23 protein-coding genes are annotated in these 18,320 nt (G+C 31.7%); 19 read left to right on the top strand and 4 right to left on the bottom strand.

Annotated elements, in window-relative coordinates:
• Window positions 1-17: 17 nt before the first annotated feature.
• From rlmB to purF, 11 genes are all read left to right on the top strand, one after another.
• A complete protein-coding gene (rlmB, locus tag CSUB8523_RS08550; RefSeq protein ID WP_039664586.1) occupies window positions 18-698 on the top strand; it encodes a 23S rRNA (guanosine(2251)-2'-O)-methyltransferase RlmB in 681 nt (226 codons plus the stop codon).
• Window positions 691-1,566 carry a hypothetical protein gene (locus tag CSUB8523_RS08545; RefSeq protein WP_043020221.1) on the top strand — a complete coding sequence of 292 codons (876 nt, stop codon included), beginning with the start codon at window positions 691-693 and terminating at the stop codon, window positions 1,564-1,566. The genes rlmB and CSUB8523_RS08545 overlap by 8 nt, the downstream gene beginning before the upstream one ends.
• On the top strand, window positions 1,560-2,366 hold the full coding sequence (locus CSUB8523_RS08540; RefSeq protein WP_043020220.1) for a hypothetical protein: 807 nt from the start codon (window positions 1,560-1,562) through the stop codon (window positions 2,364-2,366). The genes CSUB8523_RS08545 and CSUB8523_RS08540 overlap by 7 nt, the downstream gene beginning before the upstream one ends.
• A 12-nt stretch (window positions 2,367-2,378) precedes the next feature.
• Window positions 2,379-3,581 carry an LL-diaminopimelate aminotransferase gene (locus tag CSUB8523_RS08535; RefSeq protein WP_043020219.1) on the top strand — a complete coding sequence of 401 codons (1,203 nt, stop codon included), beginning with the start codon at window positions 2,379-2,381 and terminating at the stop codon, window positions 3,579-3,581.
• 1 nt (window position 3,582) lies between these two features.
• Window positions 3,583-4,836, top strand: a complete 1,254-nt coding sequence (locus CSUB8523_RS08530; RefSeq protein WP_039664582.1) for a homoserine dehydrogenase — start codon at window positions 3,583-3,585, stop codon at window positions 4,834-4,836.
• Window positions 4,837-5,175: a YraN family protein gene (locus tag CSUB8523_RS08525; protein WP_039664581.1), complete on the top strand. Its 339-nt coding sequence runs from the start codon at window positions 4,837-4,839 to the stop codon at window positions 5,173-5,175.
• 49 nt (window positions 5,176-5,224) lie between these two features.
• Window positions 5,225-5,539: a thioredoxin gene (gene trxA / locus CSUB8523_RS08520; protein WP_039664580.1), complete on the top strand. Its 315-nt coding sequence runs from the start codon at window positions 5,225-5,227 to the stop codon at window positions 5,537-5,539.
• Between the two features lie 119 nt (window positions 5,540-5,658).
• Window positions 5,659-6,597 carry a thioredoxin-disulfide reductase gene (trxB, locus tag CSUB8523_RS08515; protein ID WP_043020218.1) on the top strand — a complete coding sequence of 313 codons (939 nt, stop codon included), beginning with the start codon at window positions 5,659-5,661 and terminating at the stop codon, window positions 6,595-6,597.
• A gap of 122 nt (window positions 6,598-6,719) precedes the next feature.
• Entirely contained in the window at window positions 6,720-6,959 is a 240-nt protein-coding gene (locus CSUB8523_RS08510) for a PepSY-like domain-containing protein (RefSeq protein ID WP_392389816.1), read from the top strand.
• 70 nt (window positions 6,960-7,029) lie between these two features.
• Window positions 7,030-7,758 carry a 4-hydroxy-tetrahydrodipicolinate reductase gene (gene dapB / locus CSUB8523_RS08505; RefSeq protein ID WP_039664577.1) on the top strand — a complete coding sequence of 243 codons (729 nt, stop codon included), beginning with the start codon at window positions 7,030-7,032 and terminating at the stop codon, window positions 7,756-7,758.
• Entirely contained in the window at window positions 7,759-9,099 is a 1,341-nt protein-coding gene (gene purF, locus CSUB8523_RS08500) for an amidophosphoribosyltransferase (RefSeq protein WP_043020217.1), read from the top strand.
• A gap of 3 nt (window positions 9,100-9,102) precedes the next feature.
• Here purF and CSUB8523_RS08495 read toward each other — a convergent pair whose 3' ends face one another.
• Genes CSUB8523_RS08495 through ilvE form a run of 4 tightly spaced genes read right to left on the bottom strand, consistent with a single transcriptional unit; the run spans window position 9,103 to window position 12,183 of the window.
• Window positions 9,103-9,633 carry a DUF2393 domain-containing membrane protein gene (locus CSUB8523_RS08495; RefSeq protein WP_043020216.1) on the bottom strand — a complete coding sequence of 177 codons (531 nt, stop codon included), beginning with the start codon at window positions 9,631-9,633 and terminating at the stop codon, window positions 9,103-9,105.
• Entirely contained in the window at window positions 9,633-10,169 is a 537-nt protein-coding gene (locus CSUB8523_RS08490) for a DUF2393 domain-containing membrane protein (RefSeq protein WP_039664574.1), read from the bottom strand. Before CSUB8523_RS08490 ends, CSUB8523_RS08495 begins: the two co-directional genes overlap by 1 nt.
• Before the next feature lie 16 nt (window positions 10,170-10,185).
• Window positions 10,186-11,256 (bottom strand): prohibitin family protein, encoded by a 1,071-nt coding sequence (locus tag CSUB8523_RS08485; RefSeq protein ID WP_039664573.1) that lies wholly within the window; start codon window positions 11,254-11,256, stop codon window positions 10,186-10,188.
• A gap of 12 nt (window positions 11,257-11,268) precedes the next feature.
• The gene (gene ilvE / locus CSUB8523_RS08480; protein WP_043020215.1) at window positions 11,269-12,183 is read right to left on the bottom strand and encodes a branched-chain-amino-acid transaminase; all 915 of its coding nucleotides are present in this window, start codon (window positions 12,181-12,183) and stop codon (window positions 11,269-11,271) included.
• A gap of 100 nt (window positions 12,184-12,283) precedes the next feature.
• On the opposite strand from ilvE, the gene CSUB8523_RS08475 reads away from it, so the two are divergent.
• The 8 genes from CSUB8523_RS08475 to mreC all read left to right on the top strand — a co-directional run bounded on the left by CSUB8523_RS08475 (window position 12,284) and on the right by mreC (window position 18,307).
• Window positions 12,284-12,490, top strand: a complete 207-nt coding sequence (locus CSUB8523_RS08475; RefSeq protein WP_043020214.1) for a tautomerase family protein — start codon at window positions 12,284-12,286, stop codon at window positions 12,488-12,490.
• Entirely contained in the window at window positions 12,487-12,948 is a 462-nt protein-coding gene (gene bcp / locus CSUB8523_RS08470; RefSeq protein ID WP_043020213.1) for a thioredoxin-dependent thiol peroxidase, read from the top strand. Before CSUB8523_RS08475 ends, bcp begins: the two co-directional genes overlap by 4 nt.
• Window positions 12,942-14,015, top strand: a complete 1,074-nt coding sequence (locus CSUB8523_RS08465) for an epoxyqueuosine reductase QueH (protein WP_043020212.1) — start codon at window positions 12,942-12,944, stop codon at window positions 14,013-14,015. Before bcp ends, CSUB8523_RS08465 begins: the two co-directional genes overlap by 7 nt.
• Before the next feature lie 68 nt (window positions 14,016-14,083).
• Window positions 14,084-14,524, top strand: coding sequence for a 3-hydroxyacyl-ACP dehydratase FabZ (fabZ, locus tag CSUB8523_RS08460; protein ID WP_039664568.1), 441 nt, complete (start codon window positions 14,084-14,086; stop codon window positions 14,522-14,524).
• On the top strand, window positions 14,524-15,315 hold the full coding sequence (lpxA, locus tag CSUB8523_RS08455; protein WP_043020211.1) for an acyl-ACP--UDP-N-acetylglucosamine O-acyltransferase: 792 nt from the start codon (window positions 14,524-14,526) through the stop codon (window positions 15,313-15,315). The genes fabZ and lpxA overlap by 1 nt, the downstream gene beginning before the upstream one ends.
• Window positions 15,308-16,537 (top strand): ATP-dependent Clp protease ATP-binding subunit ClpX, encoded by a 1,230-nt coding sequence (gene clpX / locus CSUB8523_RS08450; RefSeq protein WP_039664566.1) that lies wholly within the window; start codon window positions 15,308-15,310, stop codon window positions 16,535-16,537. Before lpxA ends, clpX begins: the two co-directional genes overlap by 8 nt.
• A 2-nt stretch (window positions 16,538-16,539) precedes the next feature.
• Window positions 16,540-17,577, top strand: a complete 1,038-nt coding sequence (locus tag CSUB8523_RS08445; RefSeq protein ID WP_039664565.1) for a rod shape-determining protein — start codon at window positions 16,540-16,542, stop codon at window positions 17,575-17,577.
• Window positions 17,567-18,307 (top strand): rod shape-determining protein MreC, encoded by a 741-nt coding sequence (mreC, locus tag CSUB8523_RS08440; RefSeq protein ID WP_039664564.1) that lies wholly within the window; start codon window positions 17,567-17,569, stop codon window positions 18,305-18,307. The genes CSUB8523_RS08445 and mreC overlap by 11 nt, the downstream gene beginning before the upstream one ends.
• Window positions 18,308-18,320: the final 13 nt, after the last annotated feature.

Here is an 18,320-nt window from a genome sequence, read left to right as displayed (position 1 = left end):
TTGGTTATTATTTAAAAATGATAGTTTATGGTAAGCAAGTGTTTTTTTATATCTTAGAAAAGCACAAAGAAAAAATTAAAGAAATTTATTTAGCAAAAGAATGCGAAAAGGCTGATTTTTCAAAAATAGCAAAGACTTCAAAAAAAATTAAAAAACTTGATTTTAAAGCCGCACAAAGTTTGGCAAGAGGTGGAAATCATCAGGGTTTTTTAATGGAGATTGATGAGTTTGAATTTAGTTCTTTTGAAAATTTAAAAGAAAAAGATTTTATAGTTATTTTATATAATATTAGCGATGTTGGAAATATAGGTGCTATCGTGCGTAGCGCTTATGCTTTGGGTGTTAATGGGATTGTTTTGGCAGCTAAAAATGTGGCTATGGATGGAGTTATTCGTACAAGTAGTGGTGCAGCGTTGGATATGAAGATAGTTTTAAATGATGATGTTTTAAGTATGATAAATGAGTTAAAACAAAAAGGCTTTTATATCTATGCTAGTGCAAGTGGGGGTAGTGATATACATACTATCAAGACTAAAGAAAAAAAAGTTTTAATTATGGGAAGTGAAGGTTTTGGTATAGCACCAAAGGTACTTAAAAAATGTGATGAATGCGTAGGTATAAAAATGCATAATGATTTTGATAGTTTAAATGTAAGTGCAGCATTTGCAATACTTTGCGATAGGATGAAAAATGGATAGTTGGAAAAAATTAGAAGATTTAAATTTATTAGAAGTTCAAAAAAAAACACAAATAGAGATAGCTTGTCTTGAATATATCATTAAAAAAGATTTTAAGTCTTTATCTCGCTTTAATGTAAATGGTTTTATTAAAATTTTACAAAGAGAATATGAACTTGACTTTTCTAATTTTTTAGAAGAATATCATGTTTATTTAGAAGAAAATGGTATTGAGAAAAAAAATCATGTGCATATTTTACCTAGAATGAACTCATATACCAAAGAAAGCTCGAGTGTATGGTATATTGTGATTATAGTAGTAGTACTTTTGATAGTGGCTTTAGCTTGGGGTGTTTCAAGATTTTTCCAAAGTTCTGTGCTAGATGAAAATACTACTGGTGTATTAAATCAAGAACAGGTTGTTTTAGAAGAAAAAGTTGATGAAAATGAAACCCCAGTTCTTGATTTTTTTGCTAGTGATGTTATAGAAAATAATGAAACAAATGCAACCATTTTAGAGTCAATGGATGGGGGCAATAACACTATAGAAGAAACATTAGAAGATAATGCTAGTTTAAATATGCCTGAAGAAAATACCATTTTGCTCAATGAAAGTATTATAAAACCAAGTGCAGAACTTTGGCTTGGTATAGTGGATTTAAAAACTTTTAGAAAGAGTTCTTTAACTATCAAAAATGATTATGTTTTACCTTTAGATAAAGATATGTTAATTACTACAGGTCATGCTGCTTTTAGTTTAAATGACGAGAATAATAATACTTTAGAGTTAAAAAATGGTATGTCTAAATTTTTAATGATTAAAGATGGTAAAATTAAACAAATTACAAAAACTGAATTTAAAAAAGAAAATAGAGGAAAAATATGGTAAGAATTTTAATATTTTCCATTTTTTTTACTCTTAATGCTTTTGCATTAAGTGCTTTAGAAGTTGCTAAGCATATTGTTAATGATAATTCTAAGGATGCAAAATTAGAGCTTTTGTTTGCAAGAAATGATTATAAAGATGAGTGTGGAAATGTAGATATTTATACCATCTCCCAAATTTTAAAAACTAATTCTTTGGCAAATTTTATACTAAATGAGCCAAAAACCCTAACTTTTAGTTTTAAAGCTCAAGCTGATTCTGTTTTATTTTTTAAAACGATTAATGATACTTTAAACGAGTTGGGCTATGTATATTTTATATCAACTGAGTTAATTTTAAGAGAAAATTATATTACTTATAAATTGGCTGTAAATTCTCAATATATGCTTGATCCGGGAGTTTTTTATAAAGCTTTGTTGGGAAGTTCTGTTTTTATTAAAGACATTTCTAAAATTTCAGAGTTAAATTATGAATATGAGCTAGATTTTTCAAAAGCAAAGCCTAAAGTTAATACTCAAATTCCATTAAATACTATTACTCAATTAAGCAAACCTTTAAGAGAATATATTATTGATTTGCAAGGTGCAAAAAGTATGGAGCTTAGTGCGCATAATCTTGATTCTTGGTTTTGTAAAATTCAGTTTTTGGACAAAAACTTAAATTTTATTCAAGGTGTAGAAAATACACATAAGCAAAATGAAGTAAATGTAAATATACCATTGGGTGCTAAATATGTTATTATAGGGGATATGTTTAGCCTTGATAACATAAAAAGGGGTTTAAAAATTTACTTAAGACGCTAAAAAGGATGGACGATGTTTGAAGAAATTCATTTTAATACCATAGAAAGACTTCCAAATTATGTTTTTGCTGAAGTTAATGCGATTAAAATGGCAGCAAGAAGAGCAGGGGAAGATATAATAGATTTTTCTATGGGAAATCCTGATGGTAAAACTCCCCAACATATTATAGATAAACTTTGTGAAAGTGCAAATAAAGACAAAACTTCAGGTTATTCTGCTTCGAGCGGAATTTATAAACTAAGACTTGCAATTTGTAATTGGTATAAAAGAAAATACGATGTTGATTTAGATCCTGAAAGTGAAGTAGTTGCAACGATGGGCTCTAAAGAAGGTTTTGTAAATTTAGCAAGAGCGGTGATTAACCCAGGGGATGTAGCTATTGTACCTACACCTGCTTATCCTATACATACTCAAGCTTTTATCATAGCAGGTGGTAATGTAGCAACTATGAATTTTGATTTTAATGAAAATTACGAATTAAACGAAAATACTTTTTTTGAAAATTTACAAAAAACACTACATGAAAGCATTCCGCGTCCAAAATATGTAGTGGTAAATTTTCCGCATAATCCCACAACGGTTACAGTAGAAAAAAGTTTTTATGAGAGATTGGTTACTATGGCAAAAAAAGAAAGATTTTATATTATTTCTGATATTGCTTATGCGGACTTAACTTTTGGCTCTTATAAAACTCCTTCGATTTTTGAAGTTGAAGGTGCTAAAGATGTAGCAGTAGAAACTTATACACTTTCAAAATCTTACAACATGGCAGGTTGGCGCGTAGGTTTTGTGGTGGGTAATAAACGCTTAATTGCGGCTTTGAAAAAGATTAAATCTTGGTTTGATTATGGTATGTACACGCCTATACAAGTTGCTGCTACTGTAGCTTTAGATGGAGATCAAACTTGTGTTGAAGAGATTAAGGCAACTTATGCAAAAAGATTAGAAGTTTTACTAGAATCATTTTATCAAGCAGGATGGGAGTTAAAAAAGCCTAATGCAAGTATGTTTGTTTGGGCAAAACTCCCTCAAAGTAAGGCTCATCTTGGTAGCATGGAATTTTCTAAGCAGCTTTTACAAAAAGCAAATGTAGCAGTAAGTCCTGGAGTTGGTTTTGGTGAGGCAGGTAATGAGTACGTTAGAATTGCTTTGATAGAAAATGAAAATCGCATTCGTCAGGCTGCTAGAAATATCAAAAAATATTTAAGAGAATAAAATGAAAATCGCAATTTTAGGCTATGGGACAGTTGGAAGTGCTGTTGTTGAAACACTATTAAAAAATCAAGAATTAATCAAAGCAAGATGTGATGAGGAAATTATTCCGGTGGTCGCTTTAGCAAGAAGTGTAAAACTAAATGCCCTAATTCCTGTGGTAAATGATATTGATGAAATTTTAAATCGTGATGATATTGATGTTTTTGTAGAATTAATGGGTGGTATAGAACTACCTTTTGAATTAATTTCAAAGATTTTACAGAGAAAAAAAGCGGTTGTGACTGCCAATAAAGCTTTGCTTGCTTATCATCGCTATGAGCTTGAGAAGTTAGCACAAAACACGGCTTTTGGTTATGAAGCTAGTGTGGCAGGCGGAATTCCTATCATTAAAATTTTAAAAGAGGGTTTAAGTGCTAATAATATTGTTTCTATTAAAGGCATTTTAAATGGTACAAGTAATTATATTTTAAGTAAAATGACCGAAGATAATGCTAAATTTCAAGAAGTATTAAAAAAAGCACAAGATTTAGGATATGCCGAAGTTGATCCAGCTTTTGACATAGAGGGCTTTGATGCTGCACATAAGCTTTTAATTTTAGCAAATATTGCCTATGGATTAAGAGTAAAACCTGAAGATATCTTGATTGAGGGTGTTAGTAAGGTAAGTGATGAAGATATTTATTTTGCAAAGGAATTTGAATACACTATAAAGCATTTGGGTATTGCTAAAATTAAAGAGGGAAAAATAGAACTAAGATCTCATCCTGCTATGTTAAGTAAAGATAGAATGTTAGCAAAAGTTGACGGGGTGATGAATGCTATTAGTGTTGATGGGGATATTTTGGGTGAAAGTTTATATTATGGTCCAGGGGCAGGTGGTAAGGCAACTGCAAGTGCTGTTATAGCTGATTTAATTGATATAGCAAGAAAAGAAAAAAATAGTGCCATTTTTGGATATTTAAATGATACTTCTTATAAGCTTTTAGAAAAAGATTCAATTTATACAAGATACTATTTAAGATTAAAAGTGTTGGATAAAATAGGGGTATTATCAAAAATTACACAATTAATGAGCAAACATCAAATTTCAATCGATACTTTTTTGCAAAAACCTAAAAAAGAAAAGCAAGATTATAGTACTTTGTTTTTCATTACTCATCAAACTTATGAGAAGAATATACAAGTGCTTATCCAAAAATTACAGGAACAAGAATTTGTCCAAGGTGATGTTTTTATGATGAGAATTGAAGATTAAATGGCTTTATTGCACTATCTTTTTGGAAAAAAAGGTGAAGATTTAGCTTGTGAATATTTAGAAAAATATGGTTTTGAAATTCTTCAAAGAAATTTTCATTCTAAATTTGGAGAAGTTGATATCATCGCCAAAAAAGATGAAATTTTACATTTTGTTGAGGTTAAAAGTACGCAGGGAGATTATGAAGTAACATATCGACTAGATGCAAAAAAATATCATAAACTTGTAAAAACAATACAATATTACTTTATGAAACACAAAAGTGATGAGAATTATCAAATAGATTTACTTTGTGTGTATAAAGATGATATAAAACTACTAGAGAACATTAGTTATTAAGAGAATATTTATTCTAATTCAATAGAATTTAAAAAATAAAGGAGAAAAAATGGGAAAATATATCGATTTAACAGCAGAAAATTTTGCACAAGCAAAAGAAGGTGTTGCGTTAGTAGACTTTTGGGCTCCATGGTGTGGACCTTGTAGAATGCTAGCTCCAGTTATTGATGAACTTGCAAATGATTTTGATGGCAAAGCTAAAATTTGCAAAGTTAATACAGATGAGCAAGGTGATTTGGCTGCTCAATTTGGTGTAAGATCTATCCCGACTATCATTTTCTTTAAAGATGGGGAAGTAGTAGATCAGCTAGTAGGCGCTCAATCAAAACAAGCATTAGCAGATAAACTAAACTCACTTTTATAATCTCAAGCCACTTTTTGTGGCTTTTTTCTCACATTTTTTACTATTTAATAATTTTTATTATTTATAATTAAAGAAAAATTTGTATAATACTTATAAATATAAATTATAAGGAAGATAATATGTTAGACTTAGCTATTATAGGTGGTGGTCCTGCGGGCTTAAGTGCTGGTTTGTACGCTACTAGAGGTGGATTAAAAAACGTTGTTATGTTTGAAAAAGGTATGCCTGGGGGGCAAATTACTTCTAGCTCTGAAATTGAAAATTATCCCGGTGTTGCGCAGGTTTTAGATGGAATTTCTTTTATGGCTCCATGGAATGAACAATGTATGCGTTTTGGTTTGAAACATGAAATGGTAGGAGTTGAGCAAGTTAGTAGAAATGATGATGGCAGCTTTACTATAAAGTTAGAAGGTGGAAAAAGCGAGCAAGCAAAAGCTGTGATTGTGTGTACAGGTTCTACACCATGTCGCGCAGGTTTTAAAGGCGAAGACGAATTTTTTGGAAAAGGCGTAAGCACTTGTGCAACATGCGATGGCTTTTTTTATAAAAATAAAGAAGTTGCTGTTTTAGGTGGTGGAGATACCGCTTTAGAAGAAGCATTGTATTTAGCAAATATATGCTCAAAAGTGTATTTAATACACAGAAGAGATGAATTTAGAGCTGCTCCTTCTACTGTGGAAAAAGTTAAAAACAACAATAAGATCGAATTAATCACCAATGCAGTAGTAGATGAGGTTTGTGGTGATAATATGGGCGTTAATAAGATCAAAATAGGAATGAAAGACGGCAGCAAAAGAGAACTTGATGTGCCTGGAATTTTCACCTTTGTGGGTTTAAATGTAAGAAATGAAATTTTAAAGCAAGATAATGGTGAATTTTTATGTGCAATGGAAGAAGGTGGACAAGTAAATGTGGATCTTAAAATGCAAACTAATATTGCAGGATTGTTCGCAGCAGGAGATTTGAGAAAAGATGCTCCTAAGCAAGTGATATGTGCCGCAGGTGATGGTGCAGTTGCAGCACTTAGTGCTTTAGCTTATATTGAAAGTTTACATTAGTCTTCACATAAATTTCACATAAACTAACTAAGATTCTCCTACAAAAAATATAAGGAGAATCTAAAATGAAAAAAATATTAATCATAAGTGCTACTTTGGCTACTTTCTTAAGTGCAAATACAATGCAAAATCAACCTAACGCGCAATATTATCAAGAGCCTATGCAACAAGCATATCCTTATGCGCAAAATTATTATGGTCTATCTAAACCTATCATGGATAAAATTCAAAGTTCTTTTCCAGGTGCGTTTATCGTTGATGTAGATTGGGAAGATTTTGGATATGAAATCAAACTTAGTAATAATATGGAAATGTTTTTTGATAGGAATGGAAATTTTCTAGGTCAAAAATGGGATGATTAATCAAAAGTGTTATTTGCTTTTAAATAAATAAACGCTACAATTTTCCAAATTCTAAAAAGGTAGATTTTAAATGATAAATATCGGAATTCATGGAAGTAGTGGGCGTATGGGTACACAAATAAGGCTTTGTTTAGAAGGCGATGAGTTTGCAAAGTTAAGTGCCTTGTTTGATCAAGGCTCAAGTTATGAGGATTTTTTCGCAAAATGTGATGTGATAATTGACTTTTCTACCTCAAAAGGTTGTGAGGATTTGCTTTTATATGCAAGAAGCAATCCCAAGCCTTTGGTAATAGGCACAACAGGATTAGATGCTAAACAAAATGAATTGATGCAAAGTGCTAGCATTACTATGCCTATTCTTTATGCTACCAACATGTCTTTAGGTGTTGCAATTTTAAAAAAACTTTCTTATTTAGCAAGCGAAGCCTTAAGAGATTTTGATATAGAAATACTAGAAATGCATCATAATAAGAAAAAAGACGCTCCTAGTGGTACTGCTATGACTTTAGCACAAAGTGTTGCAAAGGCTAGAAATTTAGACTTAGAAAAGGTCAGAGTGAGCGGGAGAGATGGAATCATCGGACAAAGAAGTAAAGATGAGATAGCAGTAATGAGTTTAAGAGGCGGTGATATAGTTGGCTCGCATAGGGTTGGTTTTTATAATGAAGGCGAATTTATAGAATTAAATCATACCGCAACATCACGAGCTACTTTCGCAAAAGGTGCAATAAAATGTGCAAAATGGCTAGTTTCTCAAGAAAATGGCCTGTATGATATAGATGATTGTTTAGGAATTTAAATGTGTGCAGTAGTTGGAGTAATTAATTCAAAAAACGCAAGTACGGTGGCTTATTATGCTTTATTTGCAATGCAACATCGTGGGCAAGAGGCAAGTGGGATTAGTGTAAGTGATGGTTTAAATATTCAAACACATAAAGCTAAAGGCGAGGTTGGGCAAATTTTTAACACGCAAATTTTAGCAGAGCTCAAAGGTAGCATTGCTATTGGGCATAATCGTTATTCTACGGCTGGAAATTCTTCTTTGCATGATGCACAACCTGTTGCCGCTACTTGTTCTTTGGGTGATATTTCTTTGGTGCATAATGGAAATTTAATCAACAAAGAAGCGGTAAGAAAAGAGCTCATTGACAATGGCGCGATTTTTCATTCTAATATGGACACAGAAAATGTAGTACATTTGATCGCCAAAAGTAAAAAAGAAACTCTAAAAGATAGATTTATAGAAAGTTTAGTGCAAAGTAAAGGTGCATATTGCTTTATGTTGGCTAGTAAAAATCAACTTTTTGTAGTAAGAGATCCTTACGGGGTTAGACCTTTGTCTTTAGGTAGATTAAAAGATGGAGGGTATATTGTAGCAAGTGAAACATGCGCTTTTGATTTAATAGAAGCTGAATTTATTCGCGATGTAAAACCAGGCGAAATGTTGATTTTTACTCAAGGTAGTGATGAAATTGAAAGCATTCAGGTTTTTGATCAAGTTGATCCGAGAATTTGTGCGTTTGAGTATATTTATTTTGCTAGACCTGATAGTATTATAGAAGGTAAAAGCGTATATGAAGTACGTAAAAAAATGGGTGAAGCCTTGGCTAAAAAGTTTAAAGAGAAAGTGGATTTTGTAGTGCCTGTACCAGATAGTGGCGTGAGCGCTGCGATAGGATTTGCACAGTATTTAAAGATCCCGCTTGAAATGGCGATAGTTAGAAATCACTATGTAGGAAGAACCTTTATAGAGCCAACTCAAGAAATGAGAAATTTAAAAGTTAAATTAAAACTCAATCCTATGAAAAAAGTTTTAGAAGGTAAAGATATAGTAGTGATTGATGATAGCGTTGTAAGAGGTACAACTTCTAAAAAAATTATTGCTCTTTTAAAACAAGCAGGGGCAAGAAAAATTCATCTAGCTATAGCATGTCCAGAAATCAAATTTCCTGATATTTATGGTATTGATACTCCAACATTTGAAGAGTTAATCTCTGCTAATAAAAATGTTGAAGAAGTTAGAGAGTATACAGGTGCAGATAGTTTAACTTTCTTAGATATCAATGAGTTGGTTTCAAGTATAGGTAATGAAAGAAAGTATTCATTGATCAGTTTTGATGGGGATTATTTTATTCAATAATCCTTATCGACATTTTAACTGTTTAAATACTTTATAGCTTTGAAATTGGGGTGGCAATGCCACTTCAAATGAAAAGTCTTTATAAGTATGCCCTAGTAAGTTTTTTGCAATATTTATATTATATGAAGCATCTCTTTGTTTTTGATTTGCTCTTTTTATGCTATCAAAATTTTGTTGATTAAAAATTTCACCGCTTACTTCATGTTTTTTATTATCATCAATTATCCTAAGCTCTAAAAAGCATTCAGAAATTTTAAAATTAGTATCGTTAGTTATTCTACCTTTGACAATAATACTTTCAGATGCTAAGCGTCTGTAGGTTGAAAAATTACTTAAACTTGCTTTTTTGGTGTATTGATCTATAGTTAATGATAAAGAAATTGTTAAAATCAAAGCCAAGATAAAACTAATTACACAAAAAACAATCATATGTTTTTTATTTTGCACTTTAATGTAGAGTAAGATCCAAAATAAAGCAGTGGAAACTAACATAATGACAATAATCAGAATATGAAAAATAGTAAAATATCCCATTAAAAACACTTTGAGCTAATTTCAATATCAAAATTTTGACCTTCTTTAAAATCGGAAAATTTAGTTTTTAAATTAATAGTTTGTTGAGGATTTATTATTTTTTCTATCATAGTCGATCTACTTCTTAGGGGTTTTATAGTATGTATTAAATTTTTAAAAGTGCTATTGCCATCACTTTTTTTAAAGACTTCTACTTTTAATTTACAGTATCTAAAACTTTTTTTAGAAGTATTTGTCAAGCTATAATCAATGCTAAGTGAGTTATCATATACAAAAAATTGAGCATTATCTAAGCTGGCTATTCTTGATCTAACTTTAGTATCAATTAAAAAATATCCTAAATAAGCGATGCTTGCTGAACATAAAATTCCTAAAAAAATAACTATAAAAGCAAAAACAGGCTTATTTCTAATGATTAAAGCAATAAATAAAGTGATAATGAAAAAAAATATAACCAAAGCCATTAGTAAAAAATCAATCAAGTGCAAATGAGTGGTATAAAAAATCATTTGTTCTCGAATGTGTTGAGCATTCATTATCACTTCTTTAGTTTTAGTTTGCTATTGAGCTTGTTTTTTTGCTATCTTTGCTATCAACCCAAATATTTGGCACCGCTCCACCAGGTGTTAAGAAGATCTTAGCATCTTGGTTAACTTTAAGTGCTTCGTTGAATTGTTTTTGAGTTTCGATTTGTTTTAAGCTAAGCAAAGGAGCATTTAAGCTTTTTGCAATTTCTCTATTAGAATATGCTTGTGCGTCAGCTTCTATTTTTACAGCACTTGCTCTACCTTTAGCACTAATAATAGTAGCATTTGCTTCCCCTTCAGCTAAAGCAGCTTTTTTGAGTGCTTCTTGATTGGCTCTTTCAACTTCGTATTTAGTTCTTTCAGCCTCTTGTTTAGCAATCTGAACTCTTTCAATTTGTTCTTTTACTTTGATAGGTAAAATAATCTCTCTAAGTTGTACTGCTTGGAGTTCTGCTGGTTCATTTGGTTGGCTTTCTATAGTTTTTCTAATACCTTGATCAATTTGTACTGCTATGGTGTTACGATTGGTTGGTAGTTCTTCAGCGGTGTATTGTCCTACAACATTTCTTACTACATCTCTAACTACCGGATCAATGATTTTGTTTTCCCAGTTTAATCCCCAAGTTGCGATAGTTTGAGGAACTTGTAAAGGGTTTAGTCTATATTGTACAGTTACATCGATAGATACAGGCAAACCTCTTGAATCAAGCACAGAAATACTGTTTTTATTAACCACGCCTGAGCCTATATGTAAATTTTCATTTACACCTTCGATTGAAGCGTAATTGATTTGTCGAACTCTAGTGTCTACGATAGTAATTTTTTGCAACACAGGCATAAAAAAGTGAAGTCCTGGTTCTAAAGGAGTAGGATTGTATTTACCGGTGGTAGATTTGATCCCCATTTCACCTGAATTAACAATGGCAAAAGGCTTAAAAAGCGCAAAAATTAAAATTATAGCAATTGTGCTATAAATAAGTGGAGAAAATTTTCCAAAACCTTTAAAGTTAAATTCAGGCGTCTTGAAATTCAAGTTTTGCTTATTGTTGTTTTGATTGTTTTTTTTGTTAAAATAATCATTCAAATCAGCTGGCATTAAGTTCCTTTATTAAATGTAAGTTAGCATTGAAGCGTATTTTTCATTGCGTCCATAAACTACATCAAAATACGCATTTTGAAGCTTTGTCGTTAGCTCACCTCTTTTTCCATTTCCTATAATTCTTGCGTCTATATTGTTAATTGGAGTAATTTCTGCTGCAGTTCCTGTAAAAAATGCTTCATCAGCAACATAAACTTCATCTCTTGAAATTCTTTGACGTACTATGCTTATGCCTAAATCATGCGCAATTTTTAAAACCGTATCTTGCGTAATGCTTTTTAAAGAAAAATCATTTGGAGGAGTGATTAGTTTTTTATCTTTTATCATAAAGAAACACTCACCTGTTCCTTCTGCTATAAAACCTTCCTCATCTAGCATTAAAGCTTCTTCATATCCTGCTTCAATAGCTTCAAATTTAGCCATTTGAGAATTCAGGTAATTTGCGCTCGCTTTTGCTTTACCTAGGCTAGATTTTACACTATTTCTTGCAAAAGATGAAATTTTTACTTTAATACCTTTCTCTAAACCTTCCTCGCCCAAATATGCACCCCATTCCCATGCAGCAATAGCTACCCTAACAGGTGCATTGGCATGGTAGACTCCCATGGTGCCATCTCCCAAAAAAATCAAAGGACGCAAATAAACATTGCTTTGAAAGTTATTTGCTTTTAAAAGTTCAATTTGAGCATTTTCAAGTTCTTCTTGCGAATAAGGGGAGTTGATTAAAGTGATTTTTGCGGATTCTAAAAGTCTTTTGGTATGTTCTTTTAGTTTAAAAATTGCCAATCCATTTTGCGTTTTGTAAGCTCTTGTTCCTTCAAAAACCGCGTTTCCATAATGTAATGAATGTGTTAAAACATGAATTTTTGCATCTTCAAAATCAATGATTTTTCCATCCATCCAAATTTTTTTTGCCCTAATCATAAGTTGGTCCTTCTTGAAAATAAAATCAATTTTATCAAAAATATACTAATAATTGCTAGAATATAGTAAAATTCTTTATTTTATAAAAAAAGGAAAAAGTATGCCAATTATTAATATCAAGCTAGCTAAGCCAGAATTTAGTAAAGAGCAAAAGGAAGAATTAATAGCAGATATCACAGAGCTTTTGCATACAAAATACAATAAGCCAAAACAAAATATAGTGATTATGCTTGAAAGCATTGAGCCTTATGATATTGCTTTTGGAGGAGAAAGTGTAGAAAAATTAAGATCAAAAGGTAACAAATGAAAGAGTTGCAAGTAGGAGATAAGGCACCGGTTTTTGAGCTTTTAAATCAAGATGGTGTGAAAATTTCATTAAGTGATTTTTTAGGAAAAAAGGTTGTTTTGTATTTTTATCCAAAAGATAACACCCCAGGTTGCACTACACAAGCTTGCGAGTTTAGTCAACATTATGAAGTTTTTTTGGAACAAAATGCTGTGATTATAGGTGTTAGTCCTGATAGTGTGAAGTCGCATGAAAATTTTATAAAAAAATATGATTTAAAGCATATTTTATTAAGCGATAGCGAAAAAGAAATCTGCAAACTTTATGGAGCGTGGGGTTTAAAGAAAAATTATGGCAAAGAATACGAAGGACTTATAAGATCTACTTTTGTGATCGATGTAGATGGAAATATTGCAAAAATATATAAAAATGTAAGAGCTAAAGATCATGCTTTTAAGGTGTTGCAAGAATTATGCTAGTTCATATTTGTTGTAGTGTTGATAGTCATTATTTTATACAAGAATTAAGCAAAGCTTATCCTGATGAGAAGATCATCGGATATTTTTATGATCCAAATATTCATCCTTATAGCGAGCATGAACTTAGATTTTTAGATGTTAAGCGTAGTTGTGGTAAATTAGGTATTAAGCTATATAAAGGCGAGTATGAATATGAAAAATGGCTTGAGAGTGTAAAAGGTTATGAAGATGAGCCTGAAAAAGGCGCTAGATGTCAAATTTGTTTTGATTTTAGAATGCAAAAAAGCGTTGAATTTGCTCAAAAAATAGGAGAAAAAAAGCTTACTACAACCCTTTTAACTTCTCCAAAAAAAGATTTGGAGCAATTAAAGCTAGCACTACAAAAAGAATGTGATAAATTTGGTATAGAGTTTTTAGCCCCTGATTTTAGAAAAAATGGAGGTACGCAAAGACAATTTGCCTTAGCTAAGCAAGATATGCTTTATCATCAAAATTATTGTGGTTGTATTTATGCGCTTGCGAAGCAAAAAAGTCAAAAAGCTTTTATCGATGAGCTTATGAGTCCTATTAACAAACAAGTATTGCCCTCAAGTATAGAAGAAAAAATCAAATTATACAATCAAGTTAAAAATTTAGAAAAAAAAGGCATTCAGTTTGCAATCCAAAGAGAGAAATTTTTAAATTATCGTTTGTTAAGAGCTTTGATAAGACAAAACAAACAAGCTATAAAAGCCCATGTTTTATTTTATTCACACTTTAAAAATTCATATACTAAATTCAGTATTTTAGAAGAAGGATTGAAGCATTATAAAAGTGTAAAAGATGAGATTAATCTATGGAGTTTTGATTACCTAAATAGTTTGTGTAAAATGCGTTTTAGGGATTTTGAAGACTTTTTGCAAAACCCCTTAAAAGTGGAACAAGAAATTAAAATAAGACAAAAGCACTTTGGAGCTTATGATCTTTCTCCGCTTGTGATTGTGGAAAAAATCAACAAAGGGTCATATGAATTTATAGCTAAAAGTGAAATTTATTTTGACAGTAGAGAAAAGATAGTGAAGTTATAAAACTTAATTAGTTTATTAATATTTTTTTTGTAAAATCTGAATTTTGAATATATTTTAAGGCTAAATTTATGATAGATGTAATGCAAATTCAAAAAATTTTACCACATAGGTATCCATTTTTACTTGTTGATAAAATCGTGGAATTAAAAAATAAAGAAGTTGTTAGAGGTTATAAAAATATTAGTATCAGTGATCATGTTTTTATGGGACATTTTCCAGGCCATCCAATTTATCCAGGAGTACTGATTTTAGAAGGTATGGCGCAAACTGGTGGGGTGTTGGCTTTTGAAAGTATGGACGATAAAGTGGATCCAAGCGAAAAAGTGGTTTATTTTACAGGAATTGATAATGCTAAATTCAGAAATCCTGTGCGTCCTGGTGATAGACTTGATTATGAAATGAGTGTTGTTAAAAATCGTGGAAATATGTGGATTTTTCAAGGAAAAGCTTTTGTAGATGGACAATTAGTTGCAGAAGCTGAACTTAAAGCCATGATAGTAGATAAATAATGAGCAAAATACATCCAAGTGCAGTTATAGAAGATGGGGCTATTATAGCAGATGATGTGGTGGTAGAAGCCTATGCTTATGTTGGAAAAAATGCCAATATAGGTGCAAATAGTGTCATTAAGCAAGGTGCGAGAATTTTGCCTAATGTGACTATAGGTGAGAATTCAAAAGTTTTTTCTTATGCTATAGTGGGAGATATTCCGCAAGATATTTCCTATAAAGATGAAATTAATTCAGGTGTTATTATAGGAAAAAATGCGGTTATTAGAGAGTTTGTGACTATTAATTCGGGTACAGCTAAAGGCGATGGTTTTACAAGAATAGGTGATAATGCTTTTATCATGGCTTATTCGCATATTGCACATGATTGTATTTTGGGAGATCATATTATTTTAGCAAATAATGCCACTTTAGCAGGACATGTAGAACTTGGTGATTATACTGTAGTGGGTGGACTTACCCCTATTCATCAGTTTGTTAAAGTGGGCGAGGGTTGTATGATAGCAGGCGCTAGTGCGCTTTCTCAAGATGTGGTGCCATTTTGTCTAGCTGAGGGCAACCGTGCAAGTATTAGAAGCTTGAATTTAGTAGGTATAAGAAGACGTTTTGATAAAGATGAAGTGGATGTATTAAGCAGAGCTTTTAAATTTTTATTCAGACAAGGAAATTTAAAAGACAATGCTTTGAATTTATTGGAAAATACCTCGAGTGAAAATGTTAAAAAAATGTGTAATTTTATTTTAGAAACAAAAAGAGGAATTCCTATATATAAGGAAAAAAACCATGGTTAAAAGATGTAGTTTTTGCAACGAAATAGAAACAAGTGAAAGAAGAATCTTAGTCAATGACTATAATAATGCTTTCATTTGTGAGTACTGTGCTGAAAGTGCTTGTAATATTTTCTTTGGAGAAGAAAAAGAACTAAAAAACAAAGAGGTAGACAAAGAGAATTTTAAAGATATAACCCCTAAGGAATTGAAAGCGTATTTAGATAAATATGTTATCGGACAAGATAGGGCTAAAAAAATCTTTAGTGTAGGGGTGTACAATCACTATAAAAGACTTTTTAAATCAGATTTGGAAGATGATGATACAGAATTAGCCAAATCTAATATCTTGCTAGTGGGTCCAACTGGAAGTGGAAAAACTTTACTAGCGCAAACTTTGGCAAGATTTTTAGATGTGCCTATTGCAATTTGTGATGCAACTTCTTTAACAGAAGCAGGTTATGTAGGGGAAGATGTTGAAAATATCTTAACACGTCTTTTGCAGGCTGCAGATGGTGATGTGCAAAGAGCTCAAAAAGGAATTATATTTATTGATGAAATTGATAAAATTGCAAGAATGGGAGAAAACCGCTCTATTACAAGAGATGTAAGCGGAGAAGGTGTGCAACAAGCTTTACTTAAAATTATTGAAGGTTCTTTGGTGAATATCCCGCCAAAGGGTGGTAGAAAACATCCTAATCAAGATTTTATACAAATTGATACGACCAATATTTTATTTGTTTGCGGGGGTGCTTTTGATGGTATTGGTGATATCATTAAAAGAAAACTAGGTGATAATGTCATGGGCTTTTTTACTGATGATAAAAAAGATACAAAAGAAGCCTTACTGCAAAGACTAGAACCTGATGATTTGGTGCATTTTGGACTTATTCCTGAACTTATAGGAAGATTGCATGTATTAGCTTCTTTGGAAGAGCTTGATGAAGAGAGTATGGTGCGTATTTTAACAGAGCCAAAAAATGCCATTATTAAACAGTATCAAAAGCTTTTTGCTATTGATAATGTGGAATTAAAATTTGAAGATGATGCTTTAAGAGAAATTGCTAAGCTATCGCTAGAGCGTAAAACAGGTGCTAGAGGCTTAAGAAGTATTATTGAAGAAATGATGGTGGATTTGATGTTTGACTTGCCAGAATATCATGGATATAGCATAGTCATTACAAAAGAAGTGATCAAAGAGGGTGCTAAACCTTTATTTATAAAAAATAAAAAAATTAAAGGCTGAGAATGATTTTAGATCAAATAATTGGATTTTTTTCAAGTGATATGGGTATTGACTTAGGTACTGCAAATACTTTGGTTTTGGTAAAAGACAAAGGTATAGTTATTGATGAGCCATCGGTGGTTGCAGTAGAGCGTGAAAGATATGGTAGAGTGAAAATTTTAGCAGTGGGAAAAGAAGCTAAAGAAATGGTGGGTAAAACACCAGGTAATATCGAAGCGATCCGTCCTATGAAAGATGGTGTGATTGCTGATTTTGATATGACTGAAAAAATGATCCGTTATTTCATAGAAAAAACTCATAGAAGAAAATCTTTTTTAAGACCTAGAATTATCATTTCAGTGCCTTATGGTCTAACTCAGGTTGAGAGAAAAGCTGTAAGAGAAAGTGCTTTAAGTGCGGGCGCTAGAGAGGTGTTTTTGATCGAAGAACCTATGGCTGCAGCTATTGGTGCAAATTTACCAGTTAGAGAGCCTCAAGGAAGCTTGGTGGTTGATATTGGTGGGGGTACAACAGAAATTGGAGTAACTTCTTTGGGTGGACTTGTAATATCAAAATCAATCCGCACAGCAGGAGATAAACTTGATACTAGTATAGTAAATTATGTAAAAGAAAAATATAACCTTGTTATAGGTGAAAGAACAGGCGAAGAGATTAAAATCGCTATAGGTTCAGCAGTGCAACTTCCAAAAGAACTTTCTATGGTAGTTAAAGGACGTGATCAAGTAACAGGTTTATTAAATAGGATCGAGTTAACAAGTGAAGATGTAAGAGAGGCAATGCGTGAGCACTTAAAAGAAATTGCTGATGCGTTAAAAATTGTTCTTGAAATGATGCCACCTGATCTTGCGGCGGATATTGTTGAAAATGGTGTTGTTTTAACAGGAGGTGGAGCTTTAATACGCGGGCTTGATAAGTATTTATCTGAAATTGTAAAACTTCCAGTTTATGTAGCTGATGAACCACTTTTAGCAGTTGCAAAAGGAACAGGTAAGGCTTTAGAAGAAATTTCATTATTACATCAACTAACGAATGAAGAGTAAAATTCTTAGCATTTTAATCTTATCTTTTTTAGTATTTATTTCGTTTTATTATGGTGATATAATAAAGCGAAATGTTTTAGATTTAAATATTGCTATTGTTAATCAATTCTCTCAAAGTCTTGAACTTCTAAAAAATAAATTCAATGAACATTTCAACCAAGCTCAAGAAATTAGAAATTTAAGAGAAAGAAACGCTGAGCTTGAAAAAAACAACATTTATATGAAAAATTTTGCCAATGAATTAAATAATATTTTAAGTGATAGAAACTCAAGTTTTTATTATCCTAATGTGAGCCTAGTTAAAGCAACTTCTTATGCGCAAATTAGTGATTATCATAAGGTTTGGCTTGATATTGACTATAAGGGAAAGATCAAAGGTTTGATTTATAATGGCTATACAGCGGGCATAGTTATAGAAAAAAATGGCAGAGCTTTGGGGCTTTTGCAAGGTGATGAGGAGTGTATTTTTTCTGTATATATAGGCAAGGATCAAGCACCAGGTATAGCTCATGGTAGAAATGATTATGTTTTGGTTAAGTATATCCCTAAATGGCTTGAGCTTAAAATCGGAGATAAAGTCTATACAAGTGGTTTAGATGAGATTTTCTTTTCAGGAATACCCGTGGGGGAAATTTATAAAGTAGAGGAAGAGGGTGCTTACCAAAATGCTTATGTTAAGCCATATGTAAAAATGATAGTGCCAAGTTATTTTTATATGGTAGAAAACTAATGTTTACTTATTT

It is taken from the genome of Campylobacter subantarcticus LMG 24377, assembly GCF_000816305.1.
Lineage (GTDB): Bacteria > Campylobacterota > Campylobacteria > Campylobacterales > Campylobacteraceae > Campylobacter_D > Campylobacter_D subantarcticus.
Note: the sequence above shows the minus strand (reverse complement) of the source record. Positions and strands in the feature narration are given on the sequence as shown.